We start from the raw sequence: 16,555 nt of genomic DNA, 5'->3' as shown, positions 1-16,555 counted from the left end.
GCCGCACCCATCACAGCCTTGACACCCCCCACCCAGCCCTAACTACCCGGCATTGGGTTAGAACCGGCCGTGCCACTCACGACTCCCGGGGAGCTGGTCACCGCGTGCGGGAGTCAGCGCTGGGGCAGCCCGGCCCAGAAGTCGCACTTGTGCTCGGCGCCGAAGTCGACCGGCCGGATGTCGTCCGGGGCGAGGGACTGCACCGACGGGAAGGCGCGCCACTTCGGCGAGCCGTGCGCGTTCGGATTCCCGGTGGCGGCGAACCGCGACCAGTAGCCGATCATCCGCTGGGAAAGCCGCTGCTGTTCGGGAGTCAGTTGCACCGGAAAGCCACCCGGCTCGAACAGGAACACCAGTTCGGAGGCGTGATAGGCACCCGGGTCGATATCCGGCGGGAACGGGAAGATCACCGGGGGACGCGGATCGGCGAACTCGTACTGGAAGACCCGGGTACGCGCGTCCAGCAACCGGGCGCCGGTCAGCGTGGTGCAGGCCCAGACCCGGTCGGTCGCCATATCGGCCCACGCGTTGCCCGGTGTGCGGTGCGCGCCGGTGGGGTACCGGGCCGCCACCTCGTTCGCCCGGTCGCCGAACCCGTCGCGCAGCCAGCGCTGGTAGTCCGCCTCGGTGATCGGATGGTTCGGGTACACCGCGGCGAACAGCCGGTGCTCGTTCCGGGTGGTGCCCAGGGCGACCGGAATCCGCGGGAAATGGCCCGCGGCCAGCGCTTCGGCGGGTTGCTCCGGAAGCAGCCGGGTGCCGAACGCCGGAGCGGAGATCGAGGCGGCCCGCGGATCCGCGAGCAGGTCCCGCACCGGGACCCGGCGCAGGCAGGCCAGGGCCGTGGCGGGATCGGCACAGCCACGGCCCTCGGCGAGCCGGGCTCCCTCGGCGTCCACGGCGGCCTTCGGCGCCCACATCGTCCCGGCCGGGACATCGGGCAGGAAACCGCTGGCCGGCCAGTTGATCGTGCACGCCCCGCTCTGGATGATCGCGCGCTGGAACAACCCGGCCGCCGCGGGCGAAGTCAACTGGGCGCAGGTGCTCATCCCGCCCGCGGATTCGCCGAACAGCGTGACATTGTGCGGATCGCCGCCGAAGGCGCGGGCGTTGTGCCGCACCCAGCGCAGCGCCGCCTGCTGGTCCGCCAGGCCGAACGTGCCCGATTCGGCGCCCAGCCCGGGATGGCCGAGGAAGCCGAAGACGCCCAGCCGGTAGTTGACGGTCACGACCACCACGTCCCCGTCGACCGCGAGCCGGGTCGGGGTGAGGTCGCTGCCCGCTCCCGAGACGAATCCGCCGCCGTGGACCCACACCATGACCGGGCGCGGCGGCGCCGGGCCCCGCCGGGGTGTGGTCACGTTCAGGTACAGGCAGTCCTCACTGGTGCTGGCCTGGCTGAGCGGGCCCGCGTTCTGCGCGCAGCGATCACCCGGTTTGGTCGCGTCCCGCGGCTCGGTCCACGGGCTCGGCGGCCGCGGCGGCTGCCAGCGCAGCTCCCCGACCGGCGGCGCCGCGAACGGAATTCCCCGGAACGACCGGTGATCGGCGTGCACGGTCCCACGCACCGGCCCGGAATCCGTGCGCACCACCGCATCGCGATCCCCCGCCGGTTCGGCCTGCGCCCCGGTGGCGAACGTGACCGTGGCCGCGAACACCGCCAGTCCGGCGAGCACCCGCCGGAACCTTCCCCGCCGCATAACCTCGACCCCCTTGTCCCCTCCGCTCCATCGTGGCGGTGAACCGCGAATCGGCGCAAGGGAGATTGACTCGCGCGCACCGGGGTACTCCTGGGCGAGGTGAGGTTCCATGACACGACAACACCGGGAAAAGCCGCGTACCCGGGAGGAGTACGAACGCGGCCTGCCCGGCTACCACGACCCGACCGCCGGTTACGGCGGCGCCGCGCCCGCCTACAGCGCGCTCACCCTGCGGATCGTCCTCGCCGCCCTGGCGATCGTGCTGTGCGTCGGCGCGGGGGTGCTGTTCGCGGTGTACGGCATGCCCTGGCTGACCATCCTGCTGGGCGTGGTGGCCGTCGGCTGCGTGATCGATCTGGGCTGGGTGATCCACCGCAAGCGCCGCGGGGAACCCGGCTGACATCGGAGGTGAGAAGACATGGCCGCCGAGACGCCCGTCGACGAGACGCTCTGGGCAGAGTTCCACCGCGTGGTGAACATGACGTCCCGGGAGCTGTCCGAATGGTTGCGCACCCGGTCCGCGGACCCGGACGGTGAACCGCTGCCCGATCAGGCCGGAACGCCGATCGGGCAGCACGTGCTCGCGATTCTGCGCAAGCGCCGGGTCGACCTCGACGAGGACGACGCCCGGGTGATGCGCAAGGTGGTCGACCGGGTGCGCGCCGAACGCCGCGAAGACCTGGAACCCACGGCCGGGCAGGCGCACTGGCGGCACCGGCTGATGACGGTCGGGCACGATCCGCTGAAACCGGCCTGATGACGACCGCCGGCGAGCGCGAGGAAGCCGCGGAGGAGTTCCTGGGCACCCTCACCCGCGTGGTGAACACCTTGCAGGACAAGGGAATCCGCTTCGCGGTCGGCGGTGGCTACGCGATCTACGCCCGCGGTGGGCCGCCGTCCGAGCACGACGTGGACATCTACCTGCGCGAGGGTGACGTGGTCGCCGCGACCGGCGCGCTCGTCGGCGCCGGGATGACCCCGGTCGAACCGCCGGAGGACTGGCTGACCAAGGTCTACGACGGGGACGTGCTGGTCGACCTGATCTTCCGCCCGAACCGCCGGCCGGTGACCGACGCGATGCTCGACCGCGCCGAACCCCTGCGCATCGGCCCCGCACTCGCGCCGGTCGTCACCGGTACCGAGCTGATGGTGGACAAACTGCTGGTGCTGGAGGCGCACCGGTGCGATTTCACCCCGCTGCTCACCATCGCCCGCGAGCTGCGGGAACAGGTGAACTGGCCCGAAGTCGTCCGGGACACCCGCGAATCCCCTTACGCCAGAGCCTTTCTGCGCCTGCTGCGCGACCTCGACGTCATCGGGAACGTCATCGGGAATGCGGAGGAGCGATGAGCGCACGAGAACAGGACAACCCACCGCAGTACCGGGCAGCCGACCTGTCCCGGATCCTCGCCGAGGACGCGCGGACGGCCGAGCTGGGCATCCGCGTCGACGTCCGCGGCGGCCACGTGCACCTCAGCGGTGAGGTGGCGACGGTCCAGCGCCGGGAGGAACTCGAACGCGTACTCGCCGAGCACGCGCCGGAACTGCGGATCCACAACGACGTCCGGGTGTCGGCCGCGGGCGAACCCGACGGCAGGGAGGAATTGCGTTGATCAGAATCGCCGCCGTGGGAGACGTGCACCTGGGCGAGGACGCGCGCGGGAACCTCCGCCCGGCGCTCGAGCACGTGGGCGACCACGCGGACGTGCTGCTGCTCGCCGGCGACCTGACCCGGCACGGCACCCTCGACGAGGCCGCGGTGGTCGCCGACGAGTTCGCCCGCCTCGCCGTGCCGGTGGTGGCCGTGCTCGGCAACCACGACCACCACAGCGACCGCGGCGCCGACATCGTGAAACTCCTGGAGGAGAACGAGATCCGGGTGCTCGAAGGGGACGGGCTCACCCTGGACTTGGCCGGGCGGCGGGTCGGGATCGCCGGGGTGAAAGGATTCGGGGGCGGTTTCGCCGGGAAATGCGCCAGCGCGTTCGGCGAGCGCGAGATGAAGAACTTCGTCGAGCACACGATCGAGGTGTCCGGCCTCCTGCAGACCGCGCTCGAGGCGCTGGAAGCCGACGTGCGCATCGCGCTCACCCATTACGCACCCGTCTCGGACACCCTGCGCGGGGAACCACCGGAGATCTACCCGTTCCTCGGCTCGTACCTGCTCGGCGAGGCGATCGACAACGCGGGCGCGGATCTGGCGATCCACGGCCACGCGCACTACGGCTGCGAGCACGGCGTGACCCCGGGCGGGGTCCGGGTCCGCAACGTCGCGCAGCCGATCATCCGCTCGGCGTTCATGGTCTACTGCTTGGAACCGGCCGCCTGACCGCGGTGCGGGTCGCGGAGGCCGTCGACCCAGAGCAGGGCGTGCACGACCGCGTCCATCCGGCCGAGCGGGTTCGGGTCGGCCACCGCGAGGTCGAGCTGGACCTCGGCGTCCGCGGGATGGTCGCTCAGCAGCGCGAGCACCGCGCGGAGCATCGCCCGCATCGGCGGGCGGAGTTCGTCCATGTCCACCGCCTGGTCCCCGTCGTCGCGCACGTCGACGGCGAACGCGCCGCACTCCCCCATCGGGCCGGTGCTCTCCCGCACGCGGTCCGCGGTCTCCGCGATCAGCTGGGCGAGCAGCGGCCGCAGCAGGTGGCGGCGAGGCCCGTACCGGCCCACCAGCGTGCCCAGTTCGGTGGCGAGCGCCTCGACTTCGGCGTCGCGCAACAGGTTCAGCAGGCGATCGGCGATCGCGCGCCCGAGTTCCTCGTCGATGCTCGTCATGGCAGCAGTTCCCGCAACTTGGTCTTGGCTCCCTGCACGACCAGGTGCCAGGCCTCCGGATCGCGTTTGAGCACCGCCTCGGCGACGGATTTGATCTGCTCGAAGGTCGCGTGCGGCGGGATCGGCGGGACCTCGGGATCGCAGCGGACGTCGAGGACCGTCGGCACCTCGGCCGACAACGCGGCGTCCCAGGAAGCGACCAGGCCGTTGATGCCGTCGCCCGGGTAACCGAAAACCTGCCGGACTCCCCACTCCCGCAAGCGTCGCAGCACGTAGTCGCCGACCGTCTCCGCCATGTTCCCTCCAGAAGTCCGTCGGGGCGGTCCCTGACGGCTACCCAGGGCGGCGGGGTTCGAATCGCACCGGATGGACGCAGTCAGCGGGCGAACGGCGGCGACGCGCAACCGCAGCTGCGGCGGGGGACCAGGTGTGCCCGGACCGGATCGTCCGGGATCGCCTCGCCCAGCAACCGGCGCACGGCCCGCCGGGCGAGTTCGCCGAACGGCTGCTCGACGGCGGTGAGCGACGGCACGGTGAACGCGGCGTCCGGGCTGCCGTCGCAGCTGACCAGCGCGAGCGCACCGGGCAGGTCGACACCCGCCGCCCCCGCCGCGGCCAGCACGCCGACGGCCTGCTCGTCGGTGGCGACGACGAGCGCGCGGGGCAGCCGGGATTCGGCGGCCAGGCGGGCGATCAGGCGCGCGGCCGCGTCGCGGGTGTAGGCGCAGCGCAGCAGCTCACCGGTGGCCGCCGCACGCCAGGCCGCGGTCCGGGTGGCGACCGGGCCGTCGTCGCCGGGCCCGGCCAGGAAGTCGATCCGGCCGTGCCCGTGCTCGCGCAGGTGCGCGACCGCGAGGGCGACCGCGGTTTCGTTGTCGGCGGCGATCAGCGCGGCCGCCGAATCGCGCGGCCGGTGGTGCACGTACACGACCGGGGTGTCCGCGGCCCGCACGGCTCCGGCCGCGCCGTCCGCCGACACGATGATCAGGCCGTCCACCTGGGCGGCCAGGAACCCCTCGATCGCCGCCGCCTGCCGGTCGGCGTCGTAGCCGGAGTTCGCGATGACCGTGAGCTTCCCGGCCCCGGCGAGCTCCTGCTCCAGGCGGCGGCCGAGCGTGGCGAAGTACGGGTTCACGGTGTCCGGCAGGACCAGGCCGACCAGTCCCGAGGACCCCGAGCGCAGGGCGGCGGCGACCCGGTTGCGGCGGTACCCGAGTTCGGCCGCGGCGGCCAGCACCCGCTCCCGCGTCCGGTCGGCGACCGGGCGGGGACCGTCGTTGAAGACGTAGCTCACCACCGCGACGGACGTTCCCGCGCGCCGGGCCACGTCGGCCATCGTCACCGCCACCGGCGTCCCTCCCCTATCGGCTTGACAGTGCCGATCATGGCATCCCATAGTGGAGTCTAATCGTTTAGACAACCTGGGGAACGTGATGCTCGAACTGCTCGTGGACACCGACACCGGATCGGATGACGCGGTGGCGCTCCTGCTCGCCGCGCTCGACGACCGGGTCGAACTGACCGCGGTGACCACGGTCGCCGGGAACGTCCCGCTGCCGCGGGCGACCCGCAACGCGCTGCTCGCCCTGGAACTCGCCGGTGCGGGTTCGGTGCCCGTCTACCAGGGCTGCGACCGGCCGGTCCTGCGCCCGTTGCACACCGCGCAGGTGGTTCACGGCGACGACGGCATGGGTGACCTCGGGCTGGCCGATCCGCTCGGTTCGGCGCGGCCCGGGCACGCGGTCGACGTCCTGCTCGAGCGGGCGCGCGAACGGCCCGGTGAACTGACCCTGGTCACGCTCGGGCCGTTGACGAACATCGCCGCGGCCCTGCTGCGGGATCGCGCGCTGCTCACCCGGTTCCGGCACGTGTACTGCATGATCGGCGCGCCGGACGCGGTGGGCAATGTCAGCGCCACCGCGGAGTTCAACGCCTGGGCCGATCCCGAAGCAGCCCAGATCGTGGCCGCGGCGGCGACCCCGGAACTGGTCACCTGGATCGGGTGGGACGTTTCCCGGCAGGACGCGGTGATGTCGCCCGCCGACCAGGACCGCCTGCGCGGGCTGGGCACCCCGCTCGCCGAGTTCACCCAGGGGATCAATAGGAAGGTCGCCGAATGGTCGGCCGCGGTGACCGGGCTGGACGGTTACGACCTGCCGGATCCGGTGGCGATGGCCGTGGTGCTGCGGCCCGAACTGGTGGCCGAAGCCGAACGGGCGCACGTGCGGGTCGCGCTCGGCGACGAGGCCCGCGGCCAGACGATGACCGACCGGCGCCTGGACGCGCCGCCCGCGAACCTCACCCTGGTGCGCCGGGTGCGCGAACGCGGGTTCAAGGACCTGCTCTTCGACACGCTCGCCAAGACCTTGGAGCCACAGCCATGAACGACCGCATCGAACTGCACTGCCACCTCGACGGTTCGGTCCGGCCCGCGACCGTCGCGGATCTGGCCGCGGAACAGGGAATTCCGCTCGACCGACCGGCCGAGGAACTGGTCATCGCGCCGCGGCACTGCGGCGAACTGATGGCCTACCTGCAATACATCGACCCCGCCCTGGACGTACTGCAGACCCCCGAGGCCCTGCACCGCGTGGCGCGCGAACTGGTGCACGACTGGCGGGCCGACGGGATCGGCTACGGCGAGGTCCGGTTCGCCCCGCAACTGCACGGCCGCCGCGGCCTCGGCCTGGACGACGCGGTCCGCGCGGTGGCCGCCGGGCTCGCCGAAGGCAGCGCGGCGACCGGTGTCCACTGTGGACTTCTGTTGTGCTGCCTGCGCCAGCAGCCGCCGGAGATCGGCGAGGCCGTGGTGGACACCGCGCTGCGGCTCCGCGAGCTGGTGTGCGGGGTGGATCTGGCCGGGGACGAAAGCGTTTCCGGTGCCGTGCACCGGGAGGCGTTCGCCGCCGCGCACGCGGGCGGGCTGGCCGTCACGATCCACGCGGGCGAGGCCGCGGGCCCGGCCAGCGTGTGGGAGGCGCTGGACGTGCTCGGCGCCGCCCGCATCGGTCACGGGGTGCGTTCGGCCGAGGATTCCGCGCTGGTGTCCCGGTTGCGCGCGGACGGCGTCACGCTGGAGATGTGCCCGACCAGCAACGCGCAGACCGGCGCGATCGCCGAGCTGGCCCGGCATCCGGCCGACCGGTTGCTGGCCGACGGCCTGGCGGTCACCATCTCGACCGACGCCCGCACCACGTCCGCGACCACGGTGAGCCGCGAGTTCCGGGTGCTGGCCGAGCACTTCGGCTGGACCGCCGAACACGAAGCCCGCTGCCAGGCGAACGCCCGCGCGGGCGCCTTCGCCAAGGCGACACTGCGATCGTGAGTGCACTTTGTCGGCTAAGTGCGTCACCACGGGCCGAGGTGACCGGTCGACCGCACTTGGCCGACAGAGTGCGATGTCTCGGCAACGCGCTCAGCCGAGGCCGGTGAGGCGCTCGCTGATCCGCCACAGCTGGTGGACCGCCTTCCGGTCGTTGACCGGTGCGGCCGGACCGGCCGGGACCAGGTGCTCGTCGTAGTAGGCGCCGTTGACGATCGCGTGGTCGGGCGGGCACAGGCGCACCACGGTGTCGGCGCCCTCTCCCGCCGGGCGCGCGTGGCAGCCGCAGGAGGCGAGGAACGGGGTGTCCAGCACACCGGGATGCACGCTCGCCGCGGTCAGGCCGTCGGGGCCGAATTCGGCGAGCGCCCGGGTGAACATGGTCAGCGCGAGTTTGGACTGCGCGTAGGCGGCGCCCCGGCTGTACCGGCGTTCCCGGGTGAGATCGGCCCAGTCGATCCGCCCGGTGCGGTGCAACGCCGACGACAGGTTCACCACCCGGCTCCGCCGCGCCTCGGCGAGCGCGCCCTCCAGCATCCGGGTGAGCAGATAGGGCGCGAGGTAGTTGACCTGGAAGGTCTGCTCGTGACCGTCCTCGGTGAGCACCCGCTCGTCGGTTCCCGCGATGGCGGCGTTGTTCACCAGCACATCGATCCGCCGGTGCGCCCGCGCCACCCGCGCGGCCATCGTCGCCACCTCGCCGAGCCGGGCGAAATCGGCGAGCACCAGATGCATTCGCAGCGGATCGAACCCCTCCTTGACGAGCAGCTCGAGCGCCTCCTCACCGCGCCGGCCGGATCGCGCGTGCAGCACGACGGTGAATTCCTCGGCCAGCAGACGACGCGCCATTTCGAACCCGACACCGCCGGTCGCGCCGGTGATCAACGCGGTCCGATCGGCAACGAACCCAGGCATTGCCATACCCCCACACAACCCCGCACACCCGATCGCCCACAACCCCGCCGCCGTGCTCTTAACGCGAGTTCTACGTTCCGGCACGCGAATTCGACATTCAGGTCAGCGAGTTCGACATTCGCGCCGGAAAACAACCGCACGAATAGTGTTAGGAAATCCGCCGCGTACCGACGCGTCCGTGATCGCGGCGTTACGCTCCAGACGTATGCACGACGTCTACCAGGACCGGCTGGAAGTCCTCGCCCGCCTTCTCGCCGCGCTCTGCCACGAGAACGCCGACACGATCGGCCGCGCGACCGCCGCGGTGCTGGACGCCGATCTCGCGCGTGCGGACCAGGTGATCGCCGATCGCGGGCGGCTCGCGCGGAACCGCGCGGAATCCGACCGGCACGCCCGGGACCTGCTCGCCCGCGAACTGCACGGTGAAAACGATCTCCGCGGTGCGGTGGCGTCGATCTACATCGGGGAGAGCCTCGCGCAGATGACCGAACTCGCCGCGCAGATCGCCGAGGCCGCCCGGCGGCGGTATCCGCGAGCGGTCGTGCCGCCGGTGCTGCGGCCGCGCTTCGAGGAAATGGGGCGCATCGCGGGCGGGATCGCCGGACTGGCCGGGCAGGCCCTGATCAGCCGCGACCCGGCGATGCGGGCCGCGGCCGAGGACGCCGAAGACGAGATGACCAACCTGCACCGCACGCTGCTCACGATCATCGACTACGGCGACTGGGGCTACGGCGTCGCCACCGCGGTCGACGTGAGCCTGCTCAGCCGCTGCTACGAACGGTTCGCCGGGCATGCCGGGGCCATCGCCCGGCGGAGCGTGCTTCAGGAATCGTCCTCGCCGAGCCCCGCGTCCTCCAAGTCGAGCATGCGCTGGATCCGGCGCCGGGTCGCGTCGCTCACCGCGCCCGATTCGTAGAGCCGGGTCAGTTCCAGGCCTTCCACCCGCAGCAGTTCCCGGCGCAGTCTCCGGTACGCGTCCGCGGTCGTCGAACTCTCCGCCTCCTCCGGCCCGGAGACCGACACCCGGTCCAGCCGCGCCGCCCAGCTGCGCCGGAGCTGTTCGATGACGAACTCCGGCGCCGATTCGCTGCCCGCGATCTCGTCCAGGTGTGCCAGCGCGGTCCTGGCCAGCCGCTCGCGCGCGGATCCGTATTCCTGGCGGATGTCGTCCGGGGCCACCGCGATCCCGGTGCGGCGCACCAGCGGCGCGAGGGTGAAGCCCTGCACCACCAAGGTGATCACGATGACCGAGGTGGTCAGCAGCAACACCAGATCCCGGTGCGGCAACAACTCCCCGCTCCCGGTGGTCAGCGGGATCGACAGCGCGGCGGCCAGCGGCACCACACCCCGGGCGCCCGCCCAGGACACCACCGCGGGCACCCGCCAGGTCGGCCGCACGCCCCGTCTCCGCTGCAACGCCGCCGACAGCGGGAAAACCCACAGCAACCGGACCACGAGCAGCGTTCCCGCGATGGCCAGCGCCTCCAGCGGCCAGTTGCTCTGCGTCCCGGCCAGCGCCCGGACCAGTTCGGGCAGTTGCAGCCCGATCAACCCGAACACCACGCTCTCCAGCAGGAACACCACCGTGCCGTAGACCGCGGTCAGCTGCAGCCGGATCCGCGGGCTGGTCACGCGTTCGGTCTGGGTGCCGAGCACGATGCTGGCCACCACGACCGCGGTGACCCCGGAGGCGTGCACCGATTCGGCCAGCACGTAGGCCGCATACGGGGTGACCAGCGCGACCACGGTCTCCAGCACCGGGTCCTCGGTCCGCCGCCGGACCAGGAACGCGCCCAGCGCGACGACCCCGCCGACCAGCAGGCCGCCCCCGGCGAGCAGGACGAACTCCACGGCCGTCCGTCCCCAGGACACCGATCCCGCCGCGACCGCCAGGGACAGGGCGACCCGGAACAGCAGCAGGCTGGTCGCGTCGTTGAACAGGCTCTCCGCCTGCACCAGTGCCTGCACCCGGGGCGGCAGCGAAAGCCGCCGGGCGAGCGCGGTCACCGCGACCGGGTCGGTGCTGGCGAGCACCGCGCCGAGGACGAACGCCATCCCGACCGGCAACGGGGTCAGCGCGAACACCACGACACCGACGACCGCCGCGGACACCAGCACCAGCCCGACCGCGAGCACCGCGGTCGGCTTCCACACCGCCCGCAGATCCCGCCACGGCAACTCCTCGCCCGCGGCGAACAGCAGCGGCGGCAGCACGACCAGGCTCACGATGTCCGGGGTGACGGTGATCGCGGGCACCCCGGGCAGCAGGCCGACCACGACCCCGGCGACCACGAGCAGCGAGGGCGCCGGAACCCGCAACCGGTTCGCGAAGGTGGCCACCACCGTGGCCACGACCACCAGGAACAGGACGGTTTCGACACCGCGCACGACCGGCACCCCGCTTTGCCTTCTTCAACAGTGCCGACCAGGCTTCCCGGCTTCCCCGCCGATCACCCTACTTCGTGCGGCGCACGGCCGTGCGCGAAAGGGCAACCGGGGTGGCCCGATCGGGTGCTCGGCCGACGGTTCCCCGCCGCCCACCGGGCGGGTGAAGCTTCTGCCGGTGGATACCGTGCTGCTGCTCGTTCGCCTGCTGCTGGCCGCGGTCTTCGCGCTTTCCGGCGGGACGAAGCTGGCCGACCACGCCGGTACGCGCGAGGCGATGCTGGATTTCGGTGTACCCGCCCGCTTCGCCGCGCCCGCGGCCGCCGCCCTGCCGGTCGCCGAACTCGCCGTGGCCGTGGCGCTGGTTCCGCCCGCGTCGGCACGGATCGGTGCGTTCGGCGCGCTGGTCCTGTTGCTGGTCTTCACCAGCCTGCTGGCCTACCACCTGGCCCACGGGCGCGCCCCCGCCTGCCGCTGCTTCGGCCGGTTGTCTGCCGAACCGCCGGGCTGGCCCGCGCTCGCCCGCAACCTCGTGCTCGCCGCGCTGGCCACCACCGTCCTCTTCGGACCCGTCACCGGGTTCACCGTGGACGCCCGGACCGTCGCGTTAGGACTGCTGCTCGCGGGCGGGGCCGCCTTCTTCGCCCTGTGGCAGCGGCAGGAACAACTCCGGCGGCGGCTGGCCGAACTGGAATGCAAGCTCGCCGAGCGGCCCGCGGCGACCACCCGGCCGCGCGCGCCGGCGTTCCGGCTGCCCAACCTCGCCGGCACCGTCCTGGACCTGGAAGCCCTGCTGGCGAGCGGAAATCCCGCGCTGCTGGTCTTCGCCAACCCGGACTGCGGCGCCTGCGACGCCCTGCTGCCCGATCTCGGCCGCTGGCACCGGGAGCACCGGCTCACCGTGGCGGTGATCAGCCGGGGCGCGGCCGGGCCGAACCGCGCGCGAGCCGATCGGTACGGGCTCCCGCTGATCCTGCTGCAGCGGGACCGCGAAGTGGCCGACGCCTACCGCGCCGCGGGCACGCCGTGCGCGGTGCTCGTCCACCCCGACGGCACCCTCGACGGGCGGCCCGTCTACGGGCCCGAGCGGATCCGGACCCTGGTCAGCTCCCGGTTCGGGTCGTCAGCAGCAGTTGCAGATGGGCGAAGAGGGTCTGCCGCGGATCGGTGAGATCGAGCCCGCTCAGCGCGGCGGCCCGTTTGAGCCGGTACCGCAGGGTGTTCGGATGCACGCCGAGCGACCGGGCGGCCGCGCGCACGTCACCGAGCCGGTCGAGGTACGCGATCAGCGAGGGAACCAGTTCGGAGCCGTGTTCGCCGTCGTGCGCGACCAGCGCGTTCACCCGGGGATCGCGCAGGCGCGGCTGCCGTTCGAGCAGCGCGAGCGTCTCGCCGACCAGCACCTCGGACCGCACGTCCGCGATCGTGGCCACCCCGGTCCGCCCCTCGCGCGCCATCACGTCGAGCACCCGGTCCGCCTCGGTCTTCGATTCGGCGATGTCGCGCAGCGAGGGCACCACCGAACCGGCCGCCGCCCGCACGGTGAGGCGCAACCGTTTGCCCGCCGCCGCCACGATCTCCCGCGCCAGCCCGACCGCGACCTGATCCGCCGACCGGCCCGGCAGATCGGGCAGCAGCAGGTAGACCCGGGAGCCGGAGGTGGTGACCAGCGCGCTGCGGCGGTACGCGGCCGCGTGCACGGAGATCAGATCGTTCATCGCGGCGCCGCGCAGTTCGAGCGTCGGCCGGTCGGCGTCCACCGACGGCCCGGAATCGGACAGCCCGAACGCGGTCACCACCGCCGGTTTGCCGAGGTCCGCGCCGATGCTGCCGGCGAGCACCTGCGCGTCGATGCGGTTGTCCAGCAGGCCCGCGAGCAGGTTCTCCTGCAACCCGGCGGCCGGGCCGGTGCGGCGGCGCACGAGGTGCAGCGCGGCCACCCGCGCGGCGCCGAGCACCGCCGATTCGGCTTGCTCGGACAACGGGTTCCGGCCCTCCTGCACCCACACGGTCCCCAGCCACTGGGCTCCGGCCCGGATGCCCACCGCGAGCCGCCGGCGGATGCCGAGTTCGGCGTGCTCGTCGATCCGCACCACCTCGTCGCCCGCGTTGAGGCGTTCGAAGACACCCCAGCTGCGCAGCAGCGCCAGGTAGTCCTCGGGCCCCTGCCGGCCCAGGATGGACAGCCGGCGCAGTTCGTCCACCTCGTCGTCGGATCGCGAATACGCCAGCACGCGGCTCGCGGTGTCCTCGATGCTGACGATGCCGTCGGTGAGCGCGGCGATGGTCTGCGCCAGCGAGAACAGGTCGGTGGCTTCGCCGGGCTCGGCTCCGGTCATCTCCCGCGCGTCGGCGACCGCGTCGATGGCCAGCGTGGCGAGCTGGTCCCAGCGCACCTCGGGCCGCACGGTGAGCACGGCGATCCCGCTGTCGGCGGCGGCCGCGCGCAGCCCCTCCAGGTCCTCGGCCTGTTCCAGTTTGACCGCCGCGACGGTCGCGCCCCGCCGCGCGACGGCCCGCACCAGGCGCAGTGCCGACCGGCCGCGGGCGCCGACGATCAGCACCAGGTCACCGGGCTCGGCGCCCGGTTCGTCGTCCGGATCGAGGATGACCACATCGCCCACCTCGACGTCCAGCCCGCCGGGCGCGGCCAGCAACTCGACGAGTGGCTCGCCGAGCGTGATCAGGAGCTGGCGCAGTGTCGCGCCCGCGGTCTCCATGGCTCTCCCTTTGGCCGATCGTACAAACGGACCGCCTCAACAGTAGCCGCATGCACCACCGCTCGACCTTCCGCGCTACCTAGCGTTGAGCAGATCCCCGAGCACCCCAAGCGACGCGGAAAGAGGAGACGCCGATGGACGCTGTGACCCAGGTTCCGGTTCCCGCCAACGAGCCCGTGCAGAACTACGCCCCCGGCAGCGCCGAGCGCGCCCGGTTGGAGCAGCGGCTCGTGACGCTCGCCAAGGAGCCCGTCGAGCTGACCTCGACGATCGGCGGCGAGCAGCGGATGGGACGCGGCACCCGGATCGATGTCGTCCAACCGCACAAGCACCGCGCTGTCCTGGGCACCCTGGGCAACGCCACCCACGAGGACGCGGCCGACGCGGTCGCCGCCGCCAAGGCCGCCGCCCCGGCATGGCGAGCGCTGCCGTTCGACGAGCGCGCGGCGGTCCTGCTGCGCGCGGCCGATCTGCTGTCCGGACCCTGGCGCGACACCCTCAACGCGGCCACCATGCTGGGCCAGTCCAAGACCGCCATCCAGGCCGAGATCGACTCCGCGTGCGAGCTGATCGACTTCTGGCGCTTCAACGTGGGCTTCGCGCGGCAGATCCTGGCCGAGCAGCCGCGCAGCTCGGCCGGGGTGTGGAACCGCACCGACCACCGCCCGCTCGAGGGCTTCGTCTACGCGATCACCCCGTTCAACTTCACCGCGATCGCCGGGAACCTGCCCACCGCGCCCGCGCTGATGGGCAACACCGTCGTCTGGAAGCCCGCCGCGACGCAGACCTTCGCCGCGCACCTGACCATGCGCCTGCTCGAGGCCGCCGGGCTGCCGCCGGGCGTGATCAACCTGGTCACCGGCGACGGCCTCGCGGTGTCCGATGTGGCGCTGGCCGACCCCGAGCTCGCCGGGATCCACTTCACCGGTTCCACCAAGGTCTTCCAGCACCTGTGGTCGACCGTCGGCGCGAACATCGCGAACTACCGGAGCTACCCGCGGCTGGTCGGCGAGACCGGCGGCAAGGACTTCATCCTCGCCCACCCGTCCGCCGACGTGGAGATCCTGCGCACCGCGCTGGTCCGCGGCGCGTTCGAGTTCGCGGGCCAGAAGTGCTCGGCCGCCTCGCGCGCCTACGTTCCGGCCTCGCTGTGGAGCAGGCTGCGCGACGACCTCGTCGACGAGGTGAACGCCCTGACCATGGGTGACGTCACCGATTTCGGCAACTTCCTGGGCGCGGTGATCGACCGGCGCTCGTTCGACCGGCTGGCCGCGGTGCAGCGGTCCGCGGCGGAGGACTCCTCGCTGGAGGTCCTCGCGGGCGGCACCGCCGACGACTCCGAGGGCTACTTCGTGCGCCCCACCGTGCTGACCGGCACCGACCCCGGGCACGACGTGTTCCGCACCGAGTACTTCGGCCCGATCCTCGCCGTGCACGTCTACCAGGACGGGGACTACGAGCGGGTGCTCAAGCAGATGGAAAGCGTGTCGCCGTACGCGCTCACCGGCGCGATCCACGCCCGCGACCGCGCGGCCATCGCGCACGCGCAGGAGACGCTCCGCTTCGCCGCGGGCAACTTCTACGTCAACGACAAGCCGACCGGCGCGGTCGTCGGGCAGCAGCCCTTCGGCGGCGGCCGGGCTTCGGGCACCAACGACAAGGCCGGTTCCGCGCTCAACCTGCTGCGCTGGACCAGCCCGCGTTCGATCAAGGAGACCTTCGTGCCGCCGACGGTGTCGCGGTACCCGCACCAGGACTGAGGTGTAACCGACATGCTCCGCTCCGCACTGCTGGCCGCGTCGCGATCCGACGCCTGCCACACCCTGGTCGCCAACCTGCCGCTGACCCGGCAGATCGTCGACCGATTCGTCGCCGGTACGACCGTGGACCAGGCGATCACGGCGACCGCCGAACTCACCGCGGACCGGTACGTCACGCTGGACCACCTCGGCGAGGACACCACCGATCGCGAGCAGGCCGAGAAGACCGTCTCGGCCTACACCGAGCTGCTCGACCTCCTCGGGCGCGCCGGGCTCACCGCGCGCGCCGAGGTGTCGGTCAAGCTCACCGCGATCGGTGGTTCCCTGCCGGTGGACGGCAAGAAGATCGCGCTGGACAACGCCCGGCGCATCTGCGAAGCGGCGAAGGCCGCGGGCACCACGGTCACCCTGGACATGGAGGACCACACCACCACCGACCAGACCCTGGAGATCGTGCGCGAACTGCGCGCGGACTTCGGTTGGGTCGGCGCGGTGCTGCAGGCGTACCTGCGGCGCACCGAACAGGACTGCCGCGAGCTGGCCGGGCCCGGTTCCCGGATCCGGCTGTGCAAGGGCGCCTACACCGAGCCCGCCTCGGTCGCGTTCCAGCGCAAGTCCGAAGTGGACTCCTCCTACGTCCGGTGCCTGAGGATCCTGATGAACGGCGCCGGGTACCCGATGGTCGCCTCGCACGACCCCCGGCTGCTCGCCATCGCCGAACACCTGGCACTGGCCGCGAACCGCGGCCCGGCCGACCACGAGTTCCAGATGCTGTACGGGATCCGGCCTGCGGAGCAGGAGCGGATCGCCGCCGAGGGCAAGCGCCTGCGGGTGTACGTGCCCTACGGGGACCAGTGGTACGGCTACTTCATGCGGCGGCTGGCCGAACGGCCGGCCAACCTCATGTTCTTCCTGCGCTCGCTGACCACCACGAACTGAGCACCGAGCGCGGCTTCCCCCGTCACCTCAAGGCGCAGT

At 72.3% G+C, this 16,555-nt stretch carries 17 protein-coding genes and 1 pseudogene; 11 read left to right on the top strand and 7 right to left on the bottom strand.

Translation table 11 applies throughout. The annotated features are described in order from the left end of the window. Positions 1-113 precede the first annotated feature (113 nt). Entirely contained in the window at positions 114-1,700 is a 1,587-nt protein-coding gene (locus FXO23_RS47530; protein WP_158895276.1) for a carboxylesterase/lipase family protein, read from the bottom strand. Positions 1,701-1,809: 109 nt separating this feature from the next. Here FXO23_RS47530 and FXO23_RS47525 point away from each other — a divergent pair, with 109 nt between their 5' ends. Genes FXO23_RS47525 through FXO23_RS47505 form a run of 5 tightly spaced genes read left to right on the top strand, consistent with a single transcriptional unit; the run spans position 1,810 to position 4,029 of the window. Next, on the top strand, positions 1,810-2,100 hold the full coding sequence (locus FXO23_RS47525; RefSeq protein WP_158895274.1) for a DUF6343 family protein: 291 nt from the start codon (positions 1,810-1,812) through the stop codon (positions 2,098-2,100). An 18-nt stretch (positions 2,101-2,118) separates the two neighbouring features. Beyond that, complete coding sequence (locus FXO23_RS47520) at positions 2,119-2,457, top strand: DUF3140 domain-containing protein (protein WP_158895272.1); 339 nt, start codon at positions 2,119-2,121, stop codon at positions 2,455-2,457. Continuing rightward, entirely contained in the window at positions 2,457-3,050 is a 594-nt protein-coding gene (locus FXO23_RS47515) for a hypothetical protein (RefSeq protein WP_158895270.1), read from the top strand. The genes FXO23_RS47520 and FXO23_RS47515 overlap by 1 nt, the downstream gene beginning before the upstream one ends. Next, positions 3,047-3,313 (top strand): BON domain-containing protein, encoded by a 267-nt coding sequence (locus FXO23_RS47510; RefSeq protein WP_158895268.1) that lies wholly within the window; start codon positions 3,047-3,049, stop codon positions 3,311-3,313. Before FXO23_RS47515 ends, FXO23_RS47510 begins: the two co-directional genes overlap by 4 nt. Then, positions 3,310-4,029: a metallophosphoesterase family protein gene (locus FXO23_RS47505; protein WP_158895266.1), complete on the top strand. Its 720-nt coding sequence runs from the start codon at positions 3,310-3,312 to the stop codon at positions 4,027-4,029. Before FXO23_RS47510 ends, FXO23_RS47505 begins: the two co-directional genes overlap by 4 nt. Here the strand turns inward: FXO23_RS47505 and FXO23_RS47500 are convergent. The 3 genes and pseudogenes from FXO23_RS47500 to FXO23_RS47490 all read right to left on the bottom strand — a co-directional run bounded on the left by FXO23_RS47500 (position 4,005) and on the right by FXO23_RS47490 (position 5,823). Further along, complete coding sequence (locus FXO23_RS47500) at positions 4,005-4,475, bottom strand: hypothetical protein (protein ID WP_158895264.1); 471 nt, start codon at positions 4,473-4,475, stop codon at positions 4,005-4,007. The two genes, FXO23_RS47505 and FXO23_RS47500, sit on opposite strands and share 25 nt — an antisense overlap. Beyond that, a pseudogene (locus tag FXO23_RS47495) lies at positions 4,472-4,672 on the bottom strand (thiamine pyrophosphate-requiring protein); the annotation flags it as partial. The pseudogene FXO23_RS47495 and the gene FXO23_RS47500, both read right to left, overlap by 4 nt. 179 nt (positions 4,673-4,851) lie before the next feature. Beyond that, complete coding sequence (locus tag FXO23_RS47490) at positions 4,852-5,823, bottom strand: LacI family DNA-binding transcriptional regulator (RefSeq protein ID WP_158895262.1); 972 nt, start codon at positions 5,821-5,823, stop codon at positions 4,852-4,854. Between the two features lie 85 nt (positions 5,824-5,908). Between FXO23_RS47490 and FXO23_RS47485 the strand changes: the two genes are divergently transcribed. Together FXO23_RS47485 and add are read left to right on the top strand one after the other, a co-directional pair. Next, positions 5,909-6,859, top strand: coding sequence for a nucleoside hydrolase (locus FXO23_RS47485; RefSeq protein ID WP_158895280.1), 951 nt, complete (start codon positions 5,909-5,911; stop codon positions 6,857-6,859). Beyond that, positions 6,856-7,800 (top strand): adenosine deaminase, encoded by a 945-nt coding sequence (gene add / locus FXO23_RS47480; protein WP_158895260.1) that lies wholly within the window; start codon positions 6,856-6,858, stop codon positions 7,798-7,800. Before FXO23_RS47485 ends, add begins: the two co-directional genes overlap by 4 nt. A 90-nt stretch (positions 7,801-7,890) precedes the next feature. Here add and FXO23_RS47475 read toward each other — a convergent pair whose 3' ends face one another. Continuing rightward, the gene (locus FXO23_RS47475) at positions 7,891-8,712 is read right to left on the bottom strand and encodes an SDR family NAD(P)-dependent oxidoreductase (protein WP_158895258.1); all 822 of its coding nucleotides are present in this window, start codon (positions 8,710-8,712) and stop codon (positions 7,891-7,893) included. A 205-nt stretch (positions 8,713-8,917) separates the two neighbouring features. Between FXO23_RS47475 and FXO23_RS47470 the strand changes: the two genes are divergently transcribed. Further along, entirely contained in the window at positions 8,918-9,628 is a 711-nt protein-coding gene (locus FXO23_RS47470) for a phosphate signaling complex PhoU family protein (RefSeq protein WP_158895256.1), read from the top strand. Here FXO23_RS47470 and FXO23_RS47465 read toward each other — a convergent pair. Then, positions 9,535-11,100 (bottom strand): Na+/H+ antiporter, encoded by a 1,566-nt coding sequence (locus FXO23_RS47465; protein WP_158895254.1) that lies wholly within the window; start codon positions 11,098-11,100, stop codon positions 9,535-9,537. The two genes, FXO23_RS47470 and FXO23_RS47465, sit on opposite strands and share 94 nt — an antisense overlap. 175 nt (positions 11,101-11,275) lie before the next feature. Here FXO23_RS47465 and FXO23_RS47460 point away from each other — a divergent pair, with 175 nt between their 5' ends. After that, positions 11,276-12,268 carry a MauE/DoxX family redox-associated membrane protein gene (locus tag FXO23_RS47460; protein ID WP_158895252.1) on the top strand — a complete coding sequence of 331 codons (993 nt, stop codon included), beginning with the start codon at positions 11,276-11,278 and terminating at the stop codon, positions 12,266-12,268. On the opposite strand, the gene FXO23_RS47455 is transcribed toward FXO23_RS47460, so the two are convergent. Next, positions 12,201-13,817 (bottom strand): helix-turn-helix domain-containing protein, encoded by a 1,617-nt coding sequence (locus tag FXO23_RS47455; protein WP_158895250.1) that lies wholly within the window; start codon positions 13,815-13,817, stop codon positions 12,201-12,203. The genes FXO23_RS47460 and FXO23_RS47455 overlap by 68 nt on opposite strands. 134 nt (positions 13,818-13,951) lie before the next feature. Between FXO23_RS47455 and pruA the strand changes: the two genes are divergently transcribed. Together pruA and FXO23_RS47445 are read left to right on the top strand one after the other, a co-directional pair. After that, positions 13,952-15,577 carry an L-glutamate gamma-semialdehyde dehydrogenase gene (gene pruA / locus FXO23_RS47450; RefSeq protein ID WP_158895248.1) on the top strand — a complete coding sequence of 542 codons (1,626 nt, stop codon included), beginning with the start codon at positions 13,952-13,954 and terminating at the stop codon, positions 15,575-15,577. 12 nt (positions 15,578-15,589) lie between these two features. Continuing rightward, positions 15,590-16,516: a proline dehydrogenase family protein gene (locus FXO23_RS47445; RefSeq protein WP_158895246.1), complete on the top strand. Its 927-nt coding sequence runs from the start codon at positions 15,590-15,592 to the stop codon at positions 16,514-16,516. The last annotated feature ends 39 nt before the right edge of the window (positions 16,517-16,555 follow it).

The sequence above is a fragment of the Amycolatopsis anabasis genome, assembly GCF_009765355.1.
Taxonomy (GTDB): Bacteria; Actinomycetota; Actinomycetes; order Mycobacteriales; family Pseudonocardiaceae; genus Amycolatopsis; species Amycolatopsis anabasis.
This window is presented reverse-complemented; position numbering and strand designations above follow the sequence as displayed.

Coding starts and splice junctions, on each gene's coding strand:
- FXO23_RS47530 (WP_158895276.1), bottom strand. CDS start 1,700: ATGCGGCGGGGAAGGTTCCGGCGGGTGCTCGCCGGACTGGCGGTGTTC.
- FXO23_RS47525 (WP_158895274.1), top strand. CDS start 1,810: ATGACACGACAACACCGGGAAAAGCCGCGTACCCGGGAGGAGTACGAA.
- FXO23_RS47520 (WP_158895272.1), top strand. CDS start 2,119: ATGGCCGCCGAGACGCCCGTCGACGAGACGCTCTGGGCAGAGTTCCAC.
- FXO23_RS47515 (WP_158895270.1), top strand. CDS start 2,457: ATGACGACCGCCGGCGAGCGCGAGGAAGCCGCGGAGGAGTTCCTGGGC.
- FXO23_RS47510 (WP_158895268.1), top strand. CDS start 3,047: ATGAGCGCACGAGAACAGGACAACCCACCGCAGTACCGGGCAGCCGAC.
- FXO23_RS47500 (WP_158895264.1), bottom strand. CDS start 4,475: ATGACGAGCATCGACGAGGAACTCGGGCGCGCGATCGCCGATCGCCTG.
- FXO23_RS47485 (WP_158895280.1), top strand. CDS start 5,909: ATGCTCGAACTGCTCGTGGACACCGACACCGGATCGGATGACGCGGTG.
- add (WP_158895260.1), top strand. CDS start 6,856: ATGAACGACCGCATCGAACTGCACTGCCACCTCGACGGTTCGGTCCGG.
- FXO23_RS47475 (WP_158895258.1), bottom strand. CDS start 8,712: ATGCCTGGGTTCGTTGCCGATCGGACCGCGTTGATCACCGGCGCGACC.
- FXO23_RS47470 (WP_158895256.1), top strand. CDS start 8,918: ATGCACGACGTCTACCAGGACCGGCTGGAAGTCCTCGCCCGCCTTCTC.
- FXO23_RS47455 (WP_158895250.1), bottom strand. CDS start 13,817: ATGGAGACCGCGGGCGCGACACTGCGCCAGCTCCTGATCACGCTCGGC.
- pruA (WP_158895248.1), top strand. CDS start 13,952: ATGGACGCTGTGACCCAGGTTCCGGTTCCCGCCAACGAGCCCGTGCAG.
- FXO23_RS47445 (WP_158895246.1), top strand. CDS start 15,590: ATGCTCCGCTCCGCACTGCTGGCCGCGTCGCGATCCGACGCCTGCCAC.